General features: G+C 68.8%; 14 protein-coding genes. 7 read left to right on the top strand and 7 right to left on the bottom strand.

Annotated features, from left to right (window positions below; translation table 11 throughout):
- The first annotated feature begins 59 nt into the window (after positions 1-59).
- The 4 genes from LDO27_RS05915 (at position 60) to LDO27_RS05900 (ending at position 3,623) form a co-directional block, all read left to right on the top strand.
- Positions 60-425 carry a glyoxalase superfamily protein gene (locus LDO27_RS05915; RefSeq protein WP_222204702.1) on the top strand — a complete coding sequence of 122 codons (366 nt, stop codon included), beginning with the start codon at positions 60-62 and terminating at the stop codon, positions 423-425.
- Between the two features lie 125 nt (positions 426-550).
- Complete coding sequence (locus LDO27_RS05910; protein WP_224040306.1) at positions 551-1,714, top strand: CaiB/BaiF CoA transferase family protein; 1,164 nt, start codon at positions 551-553, stop codon at positions 1,712-1,714.
- A gap of 125 nt (positions 1,715-1,839) precedes the next feature.
- A complete protein-coding gene (locus tag LDO27_RS05905; RefSeq protein ID WP_224040304.1) occupies positions 1,840-2,814 on the top strand; it encodes a Bug family tripartite tricarboxylate transporter substrate binding protein in 975 nt (324 codons plus the stop codon).
- Positions 2,815-2,831: 17 nt separating this feature from the next.
- Positions 2,832-3,623 (top strand): enoyl-CoA hydratase, encoded by a 792-nt coding sequence (locus LDO27_RS05900; RefSeq protein ID WP_224040302.1) that lies wholly within the window; start codon positions 2,832-2,834, stop codon positions 3,621-3,623.
- Positions 3,624-3,627: 4 nt separating this feature from the next.
- Here LDO27_RS05900 and LDO27_RS05895 read toward each other — a convergent pair whose 3' ends face one another.
- The 3 genes from LDO27_RS05895 to LDO27_RS05885 form a co-directional block, all read right to left on the bottom strand.
- Complete coding sequence (locus tag LDO27_RS05895) at positions 3,628-4,554, bottom strand: LysR family transcriptional regulator (RefSeq protein WP_222204713.1); 927 nt, start codon at positions 4,552-4,554, stop codon at positions 3,628-3,630.
- A 20-nt stretch (positions 4,555-4,574) separates the two neighbouring features.
- Complete coding sequence (locus LDO27_RS05890) at positions 4,575-7,160, bottom strand: penicillin-binding protein 1A (protein ID WP_224040831.1); 2,586 nt, start codon at positions 7,158-7,160, stop codon at positions 4,575-4,577.
- 164 nt (positions 7,161-7,324) lie between these two features.
- Complete coding sequence (locus LDO27_RS05885; protein ID WP_224040300.1) at positions 7,325-8,974, bottom strand: hypothetical protein; 1,650 nt, start codon at positions 8,972-8,974, stop codon at positions 7,325-7,327.
- A gap of 191 nt (positions 8,975-9,165) precedes the next feature.
- Between LDO27_RS05885 and blaOXA the strand changes: the two genes are divergently transcribed.
- The gene (blaOXA, locus tag LDO27_RS05880) at positions 9,166-10,062 is read left to right on the top strand and encodes an OXA-1206 family carbapenem-hydrolyzing class D beta-lactamase (RefSeq protein WP_224040298.1); all 897 of its coding nucleotides are present in this window, start codon (positions 9,166-9,168) and stop codon (positions 10,060-10,062) included.
- 28 nt (positions 10,063-10,090) lie between these two features.
- On the opposite strand, the gene LDO27_RS05875 is transcribed toward blaOXA, so the two are convergent.
- Positions 10,091-10,522, bottom strand: coding sequence for a VOC family protein (locus tag LDO27_RS05875; protein WP_224040296.1), 432 nt, complete (start codon positions 10,520-10,522; stop codon positions 10,091-10,093).
- 70 nt (positions 10,523-10,592) lie between these two features.
- Between LDO27_RS05875 and LDO27_RS05870 the strand changes: the two genes are divergently transcribed.
- Positions 10,593-11,180 (top strand): TetR/AcrR family transcriptional regulator, encoded by a 588-nt coding sequence (locus LDO27_RS05870; protein ID WP_224040295.1) that lies wholly within the window; start codon positions 10,593-10,595, stop codon positions 11,178-11,180.
- Here LDO27_RS05870 and LDO27_RS05865 read toward each other — a convergent pair.
- The 3 genes from LDO27_RS05865 to LDO27_RS05855 all read right to left on the bottom strand — a co-directional run bounded on the left by LDO27_RS05865 (position 11,177) and on the right by LDO27_RS05855 (position 14,293).
- On the bottom strand, positions 11,177-12,262 hold the full coding sequence (locus LDO27_RS05865; RefSeq protein WP_224040293.1) for a PDDEXK nuclease domain-containing protein: 1,086 nt from the start codon (positions 12,260-12,262) through the stop codon (positions 11,177-11,179). The genes LDO27_RS05870 and LDO27_RS05865 overlap by 4 nt on opposite strands.
- Positions 12,263-12,408: 146 nt before the next feature.
- Positions 12,409-12,921 carry a GFA family protein gene (locus LDO27_RS05860; protein WP_224040291.1) on the bottom strand — a complete coding sequence of 171 codons (513 nt, stop codon included), beginning with the start codon at positions 12,919-12,921 and terminating at the stop codon, positions 12,409-12,411.
- A gap of 79 nt (positions 12,922-13,000) precedes the next feature.
- Positions 13,001-14,293 carry an MFS transporter gene (locus tag LDO27_RS05855; protein WP_224040289.1) on the bottom strand — a complete coding sequence of 431 codons (1,293 nt, stop codon included), beginning with the start codon at positions 14,291-14,293 and terminating at the stop codon, positions 13,001-13,003.
- Positions 14,294-14,394: 101 nt separating this feature from the next.
- On the opposite strand from LDO27_RS05855, the gene LDO27_RS05850 reads away from it, so the two are divergent.
- A complete protein-coding gene (locus LDO27_RS05850) occupies positions 14,395-15,312 on the top strand; it encodes a LysR substrate-binding domain-containing protein (protein ID WP_224040287.1) in 918 nt (305 codons plus the stop codon).
- The last annotated feature ends 21 nt before the right edge of the window (positions 15,313-15,333 follow it).

The raw sequence follows: 15,333 nt of genomic DNA, 5'->3' as shown, positions 1-15,333 counted from the left end.
TTCCCGGCCCTCGCGCTCGTATAGACTGCTACGCATCCAACCGACATCGAGGACAGCCGATGCACATGACCCCTGCCATTCCCATCGTCCGCATCTTTTCCGAGGCCAAGGCGAAAGAGTTCTATGTGGACTTCCTCGGTTTCGAGGTCGAGTGGGAACACCGCTTCGACGACAATTTCCCGCTGTATCTACAGGTGCGCCGCGGCGACCTGACGCTGCACCTGAGCGAGCATCATGGCGACGCCACGCCCGGCTCCGCGATGTTCGTGCTGGTGGACGATATCGAGGCGCTGCACGAGGAGCTTGCGGGCCGCCAATACACCTATGCCAAGCCGGGCATCGAGGATGTGCCTTGGGGGCGCGTCATGGAGATCGCGGACCCGTTCGGCAATCGCATCCGCTTCTGCCAGTCGCCCGCGGAGTAGGCGCCGGCGCCGCCCCGTCGCGGCGCCCGTTCGAATCCCGCGAACGCTTCGTTCGATACATTGAACTGGCCCGCCGGCTACCCCCTCCCTATACTCGGCCGCAGTGTTTTCGATGCGGAGTCGCCATGCTGGAGAGGGCCCTGGAAGGGATCAAGGTGCTGGACCTGTCGCGCATCCTGGCGGGGCCATGGTGCACGCAGAACCTCGCCGACCTGGGGGCGCAGGTCACCAAGGTCGAGCACCCCCTGCGCGGCGACGACACGCGCGGATGGGGGCCGCCTTATCTGCAGGCCACCGACAGCGACGAGCGCCTGTCTGCCTATTTCATCTGCTGCAACCGTGGCAAGCGCTCGGTGGCGATCGACTACGCCACGCCGGAAGGTGCCGAGGAAATCCGCCGGCTGGTGCTGCAGGCCGACGTGCTGGTGGAGAACTTCAAGGCGGGCACGCTGCGGCGCTATGGACTGGATGCCGAATCGCTGCAGGCGCTCAATCCGCGCCTGATCTATCTGTCCATCACCGGCTTCGGCCAGAGCGGGCCGATGGCGGACAAGCCGGGATACGACTACGTGTTCCAGGGCATGGGCGGGCTGATGAGCTATACCGGCCAGCCCGACGGCGAGCCGGGGGCGGGACCGCTGCGTACCGGCGTGGCGGTGGTGGATCTGACCACCGGCATGTACGCCACTTCCGCCGTGCTCGCAGCCCTGTACCAGCGCCACACCACGGGCCGCGGCGCGCGCCTCGATATCGCGCTGCTCGATGTCGCGGTGGCGATGAACGCCAACCAGGGCAGCAACTATCTGGTGTCGGGCGAGAACCCGAAGCGAAGCGGCAACGCGCATCCGAACTGCGCGCCCTATGAGGTCTTCCGCTGCGCCGACGGCCACCTGATCCTGGCGATCGGCAACGATGCGCAGTTCGTCCGCTTCTGCGGCGTTGCCGGGCGGCCCGAGCTCGCCACCGATCCGCGCTACGCCACCAATTCCGCGCGCATCGACAATCTTCCGGCGCTGCGCGCCATGCTCGCCGATGTGTTCCCCACGCGCACCCGTGCCGACTGGACGGCCGCGTTCGATGCGGCCGGGGTGCCGTGGGGACCGATCCATACGCTGCGCGAGGTATTCGACCATCCCCAGGTGCGCCACCGCAAGCTGCTGCAGTTCGCCCGGCACCCGGTGGCGGGGCGCATTCCGATGGTGCGCAATCCGATGCTGGCCGGCGCCGCTGGCGACGGCACCCCGCCGATGCCGCCGCCGCTGCTCGGTGAGCACGGTCGGGTGGCATAGGCGGCCACGCCGGTTACCGCGGTTGCCGTGGCGGCCACCGGCGTGGCTGGTCACCTCGCATCGCACGACCACCCGAGCCGCAACACGAACCACAACACACCACGCTTGAAAGACGGAGACATCGCATGACCCGAACCCACCTCGCCATCGCCTGCCTGCTCGCCACGGCCGGCCTGACCAGCGGCGCCCACGCCGCGACCTATCCCGACAAGCCGATCAAGCTGATCGTGCCCTATGCGGCTGGCGGCACCACCGACATCATTGCCCGCATCGTCGGCACGCGCCTGGGCGCGGTGCTGACGCAGCCCGTGGTGATCGAGAACCGCCCCGGCGCCGGCGGTGCGGTGGGCAGCGCGTACGCGGCCAAGCAGCCGGCCGATGGCTACACGCTGGTGATGCAGGTGGAAAGCTCGCATGCCGTCAACCCGAACGTCTATGCGAAGACGCCATACGACCCGGTCAAGGACTTCGCGCCGATCAGCAACCTGGCCGATGTGCCGAACGTGCTGGTGGTCAATCCCGCCTTTCCGGCCAACGATCTCGCGGGCTTCATCAAGCTGCTGAAGGCCGAACCCGGCAAGTACTCGTTCGGCTCGTCGGGCAACGGCGGCCTGAGCCACATGAATGGCGAACTGTTCATGAACGAGACGGGCACGCGCATGCTGCATGTTCCGTACAAGGGCCTGGGACCGGCGCTCAACGATGCGGTGGCGGGCCAGATCCAGGTGGTCTTCGACAATATCCCCTCGTCCTCGGGCCTGATCCAGGGCGGACGGCTGCGTCCGCTGGCGGTGGCCGCCAAGCAGCGGCTCAAGGTGCTGCCCAACGTGCCGACCTATGCCGAAGCCGGCTTGCCGGCCATGAACAATCCGTCCTGGTTTGGCCTCGGCGCGCCGGCAGGCACGCCCGACGCCGTGCTCGACCGGCTCAACGCCGCGGTGCGTCAGGTACTGGCCGAGCCGGAGGTGGTGGCCGCCATCGAAAAGCAGGGCGCGATTCCGGCGCCGATGTCGCGCAAGGCCTTCGGCGATCTGGTGCGCGCGCAGAACCAGCACTGGAAGAAGGTCGTCCAGGACATCCATTTCACCAAGCTGCAATAACGTAAGGGGCGGACACCATGAGCCAGGCAGACGACACGCAATTGGAAACGCGCCGCTACGCGGATACGGCCATCGACGAGCGCGGCATCGCCACGCTGACCATACGCGATGCCGGATCCCTGAATATCCTGGGCACTCCGGTGATCGCCGCGCTGACGCGCGCGGTGGCCGAACTCGCGAGCGATGCGCGCACCCGCGTGCTGGTCGTGCAGGGGGCGGGCGAGAAGGGCTTTATCGGCGGGGCCGACATCAAGGAGATGGCGGCGCTCGAACGGGACAGCGCCGAGCGCTTTATCTCCGGACTGCGCGGCCTGTGCGATGCCCTGCGGCATTTCCCGGTGCCCGTGATCGCGCGCATGCCCGGCTGGTGCCTCGGCGGCGGGCTGGAGCTGGCGCTGGCTTGCGACATCCGCATTGCCGCGGACAATGCCCACCTGGGCATGCCGGAGGTGAAGGTCGGCATTCCGTCCGTCATCCATGCCGCGCTGCTGCCCCGGTTGGTCGGCAATGCGCGCGCCCAGTGGCTGCTGCTGACGGGCGAGGTCGTCGACGCGCCCGAGGCGCTGTCTTGGGGGCTGGTCAGCCGTGTCGTGCCGCTGGCCGAGCTCGATGCGGAAGTGGCACGCGTTGCCGCGCTGCTTGCCGGGTTTGGTCCCGCCGTGGTGCGCCAGCAGAAGCGCCTGCTGCGCGAATGGGAGGACGCGCCGCTGGACGAATCCATCGCGCGCAGCGTGGCGGAGTTCGGCAGCGCCTTCGAGACTGGCGAGCCGCGGCGCTATATGCAGGAATTTCTGGACCGCAAGCGCTGAGCGCCTAGTCCGCGGCGGTGCCCGGCTCGCGGGTGGCCGCCACCTCGGGATCCTCGAGCAGGAATTGCGCGAAAGCGGACGCGAAGGCGGGCAGCTTGCCGTCTGCGCGCACGATCAGATGCAGCTTTCGCCGCGCCCACGGTTCCGCGAGCCGGACCGCGCAGATGCGGCCCGTGGCCAGCACGGCGGCCGCGACGCTGCGCGGTACCAGTGCCACGCCGACACCGGCCTGCACCAGCGACAATACCGCCTCGAAGCTGTGCGCATGCAGCCGGACATTGGGGCTCTTGCCCAGGCGCTGGGCATTCTCTCGCAGGAACTGGAAGTTGCTGCTCGCGCGGCTCATGCAGACGAAGTCGAATGCCAGCGCGGCGCCGAAGCGCAGCGCATCCTGCGCGGCGAGCGGATGCCCGAGGGGTACGGCGAGAATCAGTTCGTCCACCGCATAGGGCATGGCGCGCACGCCGGCCGTGTCGAACTCGCCGGCCATCACGCCGATATCGGCCTCCTGCGCCGCGATGGCGTTCAGAATCGCCTGGCTCGACCTCTCCTCCAGATCGATATTGACGTCGGGATGCGCGAGCAGGAAGCGGCCGACGCTGGGTAGCAGGAAGCCGTTGAGCGAGCTGCTGTTCGCCAGCAGGCGGATATGCCCCTTCAATCCCGCGGAAAACCGCCCCACCTCGCCGTGCATGCGCTCCACCCCCAGCAGCAGCTCGCGCACGTGGCGCAGCAGCGTCTCGCCGGCCGGCGTCAGGTCCATGCCGCGCGAGTTGCGCACGAACAGCGCCGTGCCCATCGCCTGTTCGAGATTCTTCAGCCGGTAACTGGCGGCCGACGCGGTGATATGCACGGCGGCTGCGCCGCTGGACAGGCTCTGGGCTTCCGCGATGGCCTGGAACAGCCGCAGGTCCGTCAGTTCGTAGCGCATGCGTGTTCCTCCTCGAATGCTTACGGCGCGGTCGCCGGAGCGGGCTCCGCTGGCACCGCCGGAACCGGCGGGTTCGATGGCGGCACGTCCGGTTGCACGGCGGACGGCTGCGGCGGCGACGGCGTTGACGGCTGCTGCTGCTGCTGCTGCTGTGTTTGCTGTGGTGGCTGTGCTTGCTGTTGCGCTGGCCGCGGGACCGTCTGCGGCGCCGGGGAAGCCGGGGAAGGAACCGGCGCGGGCGCCGAGGCGGGCGGCGCCAGCGGTGCCGATCCGTCGGCCTGCCGGAACACCTGTTGCGCGCCGGTCTCGAGCGGCGTGGAACCGGGCGCTTCCTGTGCCGGCTCGATCGTTTCCTCCGGCGCCGACGGCGCGGGCTCCGCAGCGGTTGCCGCTTCGGTCGGTACGTCGACCGGTGGGGCCGTGCGGCGCGGTACGGGCGCCGGTTCCGCCTCGGATGCCGGCGCGGCCGGGTCTTCGAACCAGCCCTGGATCTGCTTCATCACCGGATCGAAGAAGCTGGATTCCTGGTGTTCGGCAAACCGTACCCGCGCATCGATGACCCTGGCGCGCAGCGAACGCTGGAAGAAGTCGCCCACCATCGGCAGCGCACTGTGGGCGCCCTGGCCCCAGTAGTCGCTGCGCAGCGTGATGCGGCTGTCATTGAAGCCCACCCAGGCGCCCGCCACCAGTTGCGGATGCATCAGGATGAACCAGCCGTCGGCGTTGTCCTGCGTGGTGCCGGTCTTGCCGGCCACGTCCGCGCGGATGCCATAGCGACGGCGGATGCTCGAGCCGGTGCCGCGCTCGACGACGTCGCGCATCACGTCCAGCAACGTGTGGGCCGCGCGCGCCGGCAGCGCGCGCTCCGCCGCGGGCGGGTGGAATTCCTCGAGCACGTTGCCGTCGCGGTCCTCGATGCGCAGCACCATGGTGGGCTCGATATAGCTGCCGCCGTTGGCGATGGTGCCGTAGGAGGACACCATTTCCTTCAGCGTCACGGGGCTGGTGCCCAGCGCGAGCGAGGGCACGACATCGAGCTCGCTGTGCCGCACGCCCATCGCGCGCGCCAGACGGGCGACGCGGTTCGGCCCCACGCTCTGCATCAGTTGCGCGGTGATGGTGTTGCGCGAATAGACGAGGCCATCGCGCAGGGTCATGGGGCGGCCGCTGGGCGGCGTGGCATCGCTGGGGCGCCATACCTCGCCGCCGGAGAGCGGAATTTCCACCACCTGATCGACCAGCGTGGTGTCGGGACTGGTGCCCTGCTCGAAGGCCGCGCCGTAGACGAAGGGCTTGAACGTGGAACCCGGCTGGCGCCGTGCCTGTTGCACGTGGTCGAACGCGTCGCTGGCGAAATCCCGGCTGCCGACCCACGCCTTGATCTGCCCGCTGACCGGGTCCAGCGCCAGAAAGCCCGCCTGGATCATGGTCTTCTGCTCGCGCAGTGTGCGCATGAACGCCGCGTCCGCCAGCAGGCTTTTGAGCGCCTGCTCCTCGCTCTGGCCCGCCTCGATCGCCGCCTGGTATTCGCGCGTCTCCCGCACGAAGGCGTGCACCAGCTCGCGGTTGTTGCCCCAGGCGGAGCGCGGTGACCACACCGCGTTGGCCACGCCCTGCAGCCGCTCGCCCTGGCGCGCCACGGCCTGGTTGGCCAGCGCCTGCAGCCGCGAGTCGATGGTGGTGTGCACGACCAGGCCGTCGGTGTAGATGTTGTAGTCGTTGCTGTCGGCCCACGCGATCAGCCACTTGCGCAGGTGCTGCGCGAAGTGCGGCGCGGGTCCGTTGGGCGCGGTCTGCCGCTCGAAGTCGATGCGCAGCGGCCGCTTCTTCAGCGCCTCGTAGCGCGCGGCGTCGAGCCGGTCGCGCTTGACCATCTGCCCCAGCACGATGTTGCGCCGCTCCACGGCGCGCTCGGGATTGAGCACCGGGTTGTAGTAGCTGGTGCCCTTGAGCATGCCGATCAGCGTGGCGCTCTCGAGCACGTCGAGCTGGTCGGCCGACTTGTCGAAATAGGTGCGCGCCGCCATCTCGATGCCGTAGGCGTTGTACAGGAACGGCACCGTGTTCAGGTAGGTCTCGAGGATCTCGTCCTTGGTGTACAGGGCCTCGATCTTGAAGGCGGTGATGGCCTCCTTCAGCTTGCGGGTGAAGGTCGGCGCGCGGCCCACCTCGTCCGGGTAGAGATTGCGGGCCAGCTGCTGCGTGATCGTGGAGCCGCCCTGGCGATCGCCGGAGAAGGTCAGCAGCGCGGCGGAAGCGGTGCGCCGCCAGTCCAGTCCATGGTGCTGGTAGAAGCGGTGGTCCTCGGTCGAGATCAACGCGGCGATCACGTTGGGCGAGATATCGGCCAGCTTGACCCAGTCGCGGTTGGCGCGCTTGAAGACGGCCAGTTCCTTGCCGTCGGCGGACAGCACCTGCGCTGGTTGCTCCAGCTTGGCCTTGCGGATATCGCTGATGCCGGGCGTGAAGGGTATCAGGATCAGCGCGTACACCGCCAGCAGGGCCGGCACGGCCCCCGCCGCGATCGCCACGCCCCGCCACGTGGGATGCCTCAGCCGCTGCCAGATGCGGCTTGCGGCGCCTTGTGCGCGGGCGCCGACCGGCATGCGCCCGGGCAGGTCGGATCCGGGCTCGAGTGTGCGGTCCGCGGGCGCCGACGTGTTCTCTGGGGTGTCTTGCGGCGGTGCTTCGTTGGGGCGCTTCACGCTGGCATTCCATCTCGCGGAAAAGTCCGCATGCTACCAAATGGGCCGGGACGCCCGGCCGCGGGTCAGGCGGCCCGCGCCGGCGCCGGCCGGCGTTTGCCCCGCGCCGCGCGCGCCGCGTCCGCGGCGGCGGCCTGCAATTCGCCCGGCAGCGCGTCGATGGCCGCGCCGAAAAAGCGCCGCTCCGCCGGCCGCAGCGCGCCCAGTTGCCCGGCCAGCCTTTCCACGGCCTCGCAGGCCGATGGCGTGATGCCTTGCTCGTAGGCGCGGAACCAGCTTGCCTCCAACAACAGGTTGGCCAGTTGCAGGGCGCCGTAGTGCACGTGTCCGGCGTCGTGCTCGTCCAGCGCGAAGCCGGCCAGCGAGGACCAGCTGATGAAGCCCTTGGCGCGCGAGAACGGCGCGTGAAACGGTCGCAGGGCGTCGACGGCCTCGGCCAGCGACAAGGGCTGCTGCGCGCGGAACGCGTCGATCGTCGGGCCCGACGCACTCGCCACGGGCACGCAGTTGCCGCGGGCGATGCGCAGCAGGAAGATGATGTTCCATGCCGAGCCCCCGCCCACGCCGAAGCGGTCGCAGATCCATTCCGACAGGCCGAGCCAGCGCACGGCCTGCCGCTGCACCTGCCCGGCCGGCCACGCGCGTTCCGGATCGACCAGCCGATGATTCCAGAACAGCCACAGGCACAGGCCGATATTGGCCGCCACGTGCTGTGCGGCATCGACGGAGTCGGCCTCATAGGCCGACTGCAACGCACCGGAGAAGCCCGCCACCGCCAAGGCCGCGGCCTGCCGCGCCACCTGCGGTTCCCAGTCCATGTCGCGGATGGCGACTGCCTTGTGGATCAGCGCGCCGAGGTTGAGCGCTTCGAACCGCACGCGGGGGTTGTAGCGCACCACAGGCGCCAGCGCCGGTTCGGCTTCGAGGCTGTCCAGTTCTGCCCGCGCGGCGTCGAAGCGGTTGCCGGCATAGTGCTCCCAGGCGCGGACCACGCGCGCCATCGCGGCGAAGGTCGGCAGCGCGCTGTCGACCATGCCGGTGCCGACGATACGGTCGAAGCGCCGCAGCGCCGTGCGGCTGCGCGCGAGGTCGTCGGCACGCCGCCACGCGAGGCTTTCCTTGAGCAGTGCGAAGGCATGCTGGAAGTCGTCGGTGGCGCGGCGCTGGGCGGCCCGCAGCGCGTGGATGCCATGCTGCGTGCCCCCGCCCGCACCGTCCTGCATGTCGCGCATCGCCTGCGTGAGATGGCTCCAGTAGCTGATGTCGCGCATCACGTAGGCAAGGCCGTCGCCCTCGCGGTCCCGCGCATCGCGCGCGCCGTTGTCGGTGCTGCCGGGGCCGAGGAAACGCGCGAGCGCATCGTCCGCGGCGGGGCGTGTGCCGAGCGTGAAGCGCAGCCGCTTGCAGGCCGCCGCCTCGATCCAGAACGGTCCCCGGCTTCGTCGCGCGGGATTCAGGTGGGCGACCCCGGCGCCGCGATCGGGTCCCCAGCCCACCGGCACGCCCCAGCGCGCGAAATCCGCAAATGCGCGCGAGACCAGCATGCGGATATTGGCCGCATCGGGAAAGCGCGCCTGCAACTGAGCGGCCGACACGGCGCAGCCGCCCGTGCGCGCGGCCAGGCAGACGCGGGCCAGCAGCCACAGCGACTGGTAGCGTGCCGGCTCGCCGTTGACCCGGTAGGGCGGCGACAGGTCGATGGTGGTGACTGGCATGAGGGAGGGCGCAAGACGGCGTTCGTTACGAGGCGCCAGCATGCCATGTTACGGAGGTTACGGATAGCCGCCTTGGCTTCGCGTTGCGGCGCTCCTATGCTGCGCCTCGTGTGCCAGGCCTGGCTCCCAGTCGTCCCGCTCCTTCCTGCAGCGGGATATCCGCGAACCCAGACGATATCCATAAGAAGACCATGTCCAGATACCCCCTTCGTCTTGCCCTTTCGTTGTCGCTGGCGCTGTGCCTCGGCACGATGGCACACGCCCAGTCCGGCGACGGCACGTCTGCCGCCCGGGAAGCCATTCCCAGCTCATCGCCACTGAGCAGTCCCGCCCGCGGCAAGCCGGCCGTGCCGCTCGACGCCGCAGCGCTGTTCCAGGCGGCCGGCACCGACGGCACGCTGCTGATCTACGACCCAAGGCGCGACCGGCTGCATGCCTACAACCCGGAGCGCGCCGCGCGCGGCTACGTGCCGGCGTCCACCTTCAAGATCTTCAATTCGCTGATCGGCCTGGAAACCGGCGCGGTCAAGGATGTGGACAACGACCGGCTGCCGTGGAATGGCCGGGTGCATCTGGTTGGCGGCAAGGCCGTGCTGCCGGCCGCCTGCAATGCCGACGTGCCGCTACGCGTGGCCTTTCCGAACTCGTGCGTGCCGGCCTATCAGACGCTGGCCCGCCGCGTCGGGCGGGCGCCCTACCAGCGCTACTTCGCGGCGGCCCGCTATGGCAACCAGGACCTGAGCGGCCCCATCGACCAGTTCTGGCTCAACGGCAAGCTGCGGGTGACGGCCTACGACCAGATCGATTTCCTGCGCCAACTCGTCGCGGAGTCGCTGCCGTTCTCGCCGCGCACCTACGCACAGGTCAAGAGCATCATGGTCAACGAGAGCACGGCGGACTACACGCTGCGCGGCAAGACGGGATGGGCCGACAACGTCAGCCCGGATGTCGGCTGGTGGATCGGTTGGGTCGAGCGCGGGGGCGAGTCCTATCTGTTCGCGATCAACCTGGACATCACCCGGCCCGAGCATGCCAAAGCGCGCTTCGATATCACCCGCGCCGCGCTGCGGCAAATGGGCGTGCTCTAGGCCGTTTCCGCATGGGCTGCCTGGCGATTCAGTCGGCGCCAGGCACCGCGCCGGCCTCGTAGGCGGCGGCAAATTCCGCGCTCGGCGGAATCGGCTTGATCACGTCGATCAGCACCCCGTTCGGATCCGCGGTGATGAAGTGGCGCTGGCCGAAGTCCTCGTCCCGCAGCGTGAGCAGGATGGGCAGGCCGGCCGCCTGCAGGTCCCGGTACACAGCGTCCGGGTCGTCGACCTCGAAGTTCAGGATGACGCCGGACGCGCGCGAGCGGCCCACCTCCGGGATGGTGTGGTGCTGGCCGTCAAGGATGGCGAGGTTGACGCCAGCATCCTCGCGCGACTGCAGGTGCACGTACCAGTCCGCGGAAAACAGCGCCTGGAAGCCGAAATGCCGCTGGTAGAAGGCGGCGGTGCCGGCGACGTCGCCGGTCATGATGACGGGGTAGAAGCTGGTGGTTTTCATCGTGCGTCCTCCGGTTCGATTAACATGCAGGCTGTATCTTTTCTCGAGTTATAACATACAGGCTGTATGTATGCAAAATAAAAGCAGCCGCTCCAACCGCGAGCGCACCGAAGCCACCCGCGGCGCCTTGCTCGCCGCGGCGAGGGCCGCCTTCATCGACAAGGGCTATGCCGCCACGTCCACGCCGGCGATCGTCGCGGCGGCCGGCATCACCCGCGGCGCGCTGTACCACCATTTCGCCGACAAGCAGGACCTGTTCCGCGCCGTGCTGGAAGAGGAAGCCCGCGCCGTCGCGGCCGAGATCGAGGCCGCGGCGCCCAACACGCGCTCCGCGCGCAAGGCGCTGGTCGCCGGCAGCAAGGCTTATCTGGATGCGATGACGGTGCCGGGGCGCACCCGACTACTACTGATCGACGGGCCGGCCGTGCTGGGCAGCGCGGAGATCTTCGCGCTGGACGAGGCGCATGCGGGCAGGACGCTGCGGGAGGGGTTGGAGGCGGCGTTGGGCGACGGGCCGAGTCCGCCCGTTACCGTCGACGCGCTTGCCACGCTGCTGTCGGCGGCATTCGACCGCGCCGCGTTGGCCATCGACGCCGGCGGCGACGCGGTGGCGATCCGGGCGGCGATGGTCAGGATTGTGGAGCGGGCGTTGGACTAGTTGTCGTTAGAGGGCGTCATGCTGTTGCCGGGGTCTGCGGCCGCGAGATCGCGCGCGGCGGCTTCTGCCCCAAGTTCCGCTTCGATCGCCTCAATGGACGGAAGGTCGGTTGTAAGAGGCGCGGGGATTTCCCGCATTAGTTGATATTCCGCGACCCCCATCGGCTTGGCAATCCCCCGCAATGCATATTCAGCGACGAGCCGGTTGTTCTCCTTGCATAGCAGAAGACCGATCGACGCGTTGTCCTTGTCCGTCTTTACCTGGGCATCGATGGCGGAGAGGTAAAAGTTGAGCTGTCCTGCATATTCGGGCTTGAACGGTGTGGTCTTGAGTTCCACCACCACATAGCAGCGTAGCTTCAGGTGGTAGAACAGGAGATCGATAAAAAATTCGTCGCCACCGACTTCGAGCCGGTATTGGCGTCCGACAAAGGCGAAACCAGCTCCCAGTTCCAAAAGGAAGCGGGTGATATGTTCCGTCAAGGCCCGCTCGATATCGCGTTCCTGCGCCCTTTCAGTCAGGCCAAGGAAATCGAAGATGTAGGGGTCTTTCAGTGCGTCGCGCGCGAGATCCGACTGGGCCGCCGGGAGACGGTCGGCGAAATTGGTGATGGCCCGGCCCTCGCGTTCGTGCAGGCGGGTTTCGATCTGCATTGCCAAGACGTTGCGGGACCAGCCGTTTTCGGCGGCACGGAGGGCATACCACTCCCTCAGTTCACTGGTTTTTATCTTGTCGAGCAGTGTGCAAAGGTGAAACCACGGTAATTGTGCAGCAGCCTGCTGCACAAATTCGCCGGTCGGCCAGGCTTCCGCGAGCGCGCGCATGTACTTCAGGTTGCGCGGAGAGAACCCTTTCATGTCAGGAAACGCAGCTCGCAGGTCGTGTGCCAGCTTGTCGATGACACGTGCGCCCCAGCCCTGCTGCTGCTGTCGATCGAGGATGTCGCGCCCGATTTGCCAATACAGGGAGACAAGCTCGCGGTTCACCGACAGCGCGGCGCGGCGACGAGCCGCTTCAACGCGATTCCTGAGGTCGGCCAGCCAGGTTGCGTAGTCGGCAGATAGCAATGTGTCGTCGGGCATTCGTCAAGGGTGGTCGGCGGTCCGGCGCGGCCGGCATCCGCCCGATTATCCGGATCCGCCGCACCGGCGGCAATGCCGGAATAGGACTCCCATCAGGGCGTGCGAACCGTCTGCCCATTCTTCGACACACCGACGGTGATTGGCCGTCAGTCCCCATCCCCACTTCCCCCTGCCGCCTGCGTGAACCCATGCCGCGCATGCCATTCCGCCAGCGACTCCTCCGGCCACGTGTCGCAATGCACGTGGCCCTTGCCGCGCGGCACGTCGACCCAGGGTGCGACCGACTCCAGCGAGGCCTCGACGACCTCGGGCGGGCGGGGCAGCGGGGTGTCGATGGCGGAGGCATGGGGATACAGCATGTCCGGCCAGCGCGGGTCCCAGAGCCACAGCGCGCTGCCGCACTTGATGCAGAAGTTGCGCCGCGCCGGCGAGCGTGTCGCGCGCTTGCCGGGCTCGCGCATGATGGCCTGATAGACGCCGAGGTACTTGCTGCCCCGCACCTTCAGCGTGTCGTTGTGGGCCCCGATATTGATGGCGTAGCCGCCGCCGCCGGCCGTCTTGCGGCAGATCGAGCAGTGGCAGTGCATGTAGGGATAGGGGGCGAACGCTTCGACGGTGAAGCTGACCGCGCCGCAGTGGCAGGAACCTTCGAGATGCATGCTGTCTCCCAGTTGGCGTGTTGCGGTATGACCCCCCAGCGGGGCGTGCGTTCGCCGCCTCGCATGCCGCGATCGTGGCCTAGCGATCCCCGCGCGGGGTAGTCGACGGCCGCGGAAAGAGCGGATAGGCCGCTAGTCCGCACACGGCCACCGCAAACCACACGCCGCTCCATGACGCCAACGGCAGCCAATGCGCAATGGCCAGCGGGGTGACGAACAGGCCGAGGTATACGATGGTGTTCGCCATGCCCAGCGCGGTGCCGGCGCGCTCGGGACCGGCCATCGTCGCCAGTTCCGCGTAGGCGACGCCATGCCACGCGGAGACGCAGATGCCGGCGGCGATGGTGCCCGCTATCGCAAGGGCCGCGGTGGTCCATCCTTGCAGGGACATCGCGGCCAGTGCCACGAACGAGGCCGCCGCGACCAGCGTCGCGGCGCGCAGGAAGCTGCGACGGTTGCCGCGCCGGTCGGTCAGGCGGCCGCTCCACAGCCGCGTGATGGCCGCGCCCAGCTGAATGGCCGCCATGGTCGCTGCAATGCCGGCTACCCCCAGATGGACGGTGTCGTGCAGGAACACGGTGGCGAACGTCAGGATGGCGAATTGCGGCACGCACAGGATGCCGATGCCCCAGACCACACGCCAGATGCCGGGGTCGCGAAGGGGCCCGCGGCAGTGCACGGCGTCGCGGGACGGGGCGTGCTGGATGCCGGGCGGCTCATGCAGCCAGCGCCATGCCAGGACCAGCGATACCGCGCACAGCATGGCCAGCGTGCCATAGACCCACACGAAGCCATGAGAGGCCGCGAGCAACGGCAGCAGCAGCGCGCCGAGGCCGCCGCCGAGCGGCACCGCCGTCTGCCGCACGCTCATGGCGAACCCTCGTTCGCCTTGCCCGAACCAGCGCATGACGGCGCGGCCGCTGGAGCCGTTGACGCTGCCGCCGAGCAGGCCGACGCAGGCCATGGCGGTGGCCACCCATGCCACGCCGGGCACGGCGGGGCCGGACGGGACGATGAAGACGGCCATGGCGAGCAACGCGATGGCGGTGGCCAGCAGGCCGGTCAGCAGCACGCGACGGTCGCCCCAGCGGTCCGTGGCCAGGCCCCACGGCAGTTCGGACAACGCCACGCCGAGTCCCAGCGAGCCGAGCACGAGTCCGAGCTGCGCATTGCCGAGGTGGTAATCGGCGCGCAGCCAGACCGCGGTGGTGGGAATGCCGGCGGCGGCGGCCGAAAAGCTCACGTTGGCGGCCACGCCGACGCCGAGGACTTTCCAGCGATGGGAGGAAGGGGCGGCGCTGGCCGGCGAAGGGGCTGGGATGGGAGCCGGGACCCGGGCGGGCGCCAGGGCGGCGGGGCGGTGACTTTGCATTGCCTGGTCCTGAACGAGAAGACGGGCATAGTGTCGCCGCTTGCGTCCGTCCTGAATATCGCAAAGAATTGCGGTGATCGTTCAACAAAGCAGGATGGTTCATGGGCACCAATTTCGATCTCGCGGCGCTGCGCAGCTTCGTGACCGGCGTCGACCTCGGCAGCTTCGCCCGCGCCGCCGACCGGGTCGGAAGGTCCACCTCCGCCGTCAGTGCGCAGATGAAGAAGCTGGAGGAGCAGGCCGGTGTCCCGCTGTTTCGCAAGTCGGGCAGGGGGCTGGCGCTGACCGATGCCGGCCGGACACTGCTCGACTACGCCCGCCGCATGGTCGAGCTGAACGACGAGGCAGCCGCCGCAACGCGCGGCGCGGAACTGGACGGCTGGATGCGTCTGGGCCTGCAGGAGGACTTCGGCGAGGCGATGCTGCCCGACGTCCTGGGCCGCTTTGCGCGGGCCCATCCCAAGGTGCGCATCGAGGCGCGAGTCGCCCGCAACGTGGAATTGCTGGCACGCATCGGCGCGCGCGAGCTGGACTTCGCCCTGGTGTGGGGCGACGCCGCGACCAGCGCGGCGGACGCGCGCGCCGGGGTGTCGCGGGAGCTCGTGGCCGAGGCGCCAATGCGCTGGATCGGCTCGGCCACCGCGGCATGGCGGCCATCGAGCGGCGAGCCGTTGCCACTGGTCGCGTTCGACCGTCCTTGCGCGTTCTTTTCGGCCGCGACGGCGGCCCTGGATCGGGCGCACATTCCGTGGCGTATCGCCTTCACCAGCCCCAGTCTGTCGGGGCTGTGGGCCGCCGCCGCGGCCGGCCTGGGCGTGACCGTGCGCACCGACTATGGCGTGCCGGCCAGCGTGACGGTGCTCGATGCCCGCCGTGATGGCCTGCCGGCGCTGCCCGCCCTGCCGCTCGTGCTGTTGCGGGCCCCTTCCGCTGCGACGCCGGCCGCGGAACGGCTGGCGTCGATCGTGCTCGATGCGGTGCGCTCGCCTCCGGCGTCGCTGGGGCGGCGGGCGGCATGATGGCGACGGGCAGGGCGTCGC

It is taken from the genome of Cupriavidus respiraculi, assembly GCF_914271545.1.
Lineage (GTDB): Bacteria > Pseudomonadota > Gammaproteobacteria > Burkholderiales > Burkholderiaceae > Cupriavidus > Cupriavidus respiraculi.
The sequence above is the reverse complement of the archived record's forward strand: the minus strand, read 5'-3'. Positions and strand labels throughout refer to the sequence as shown.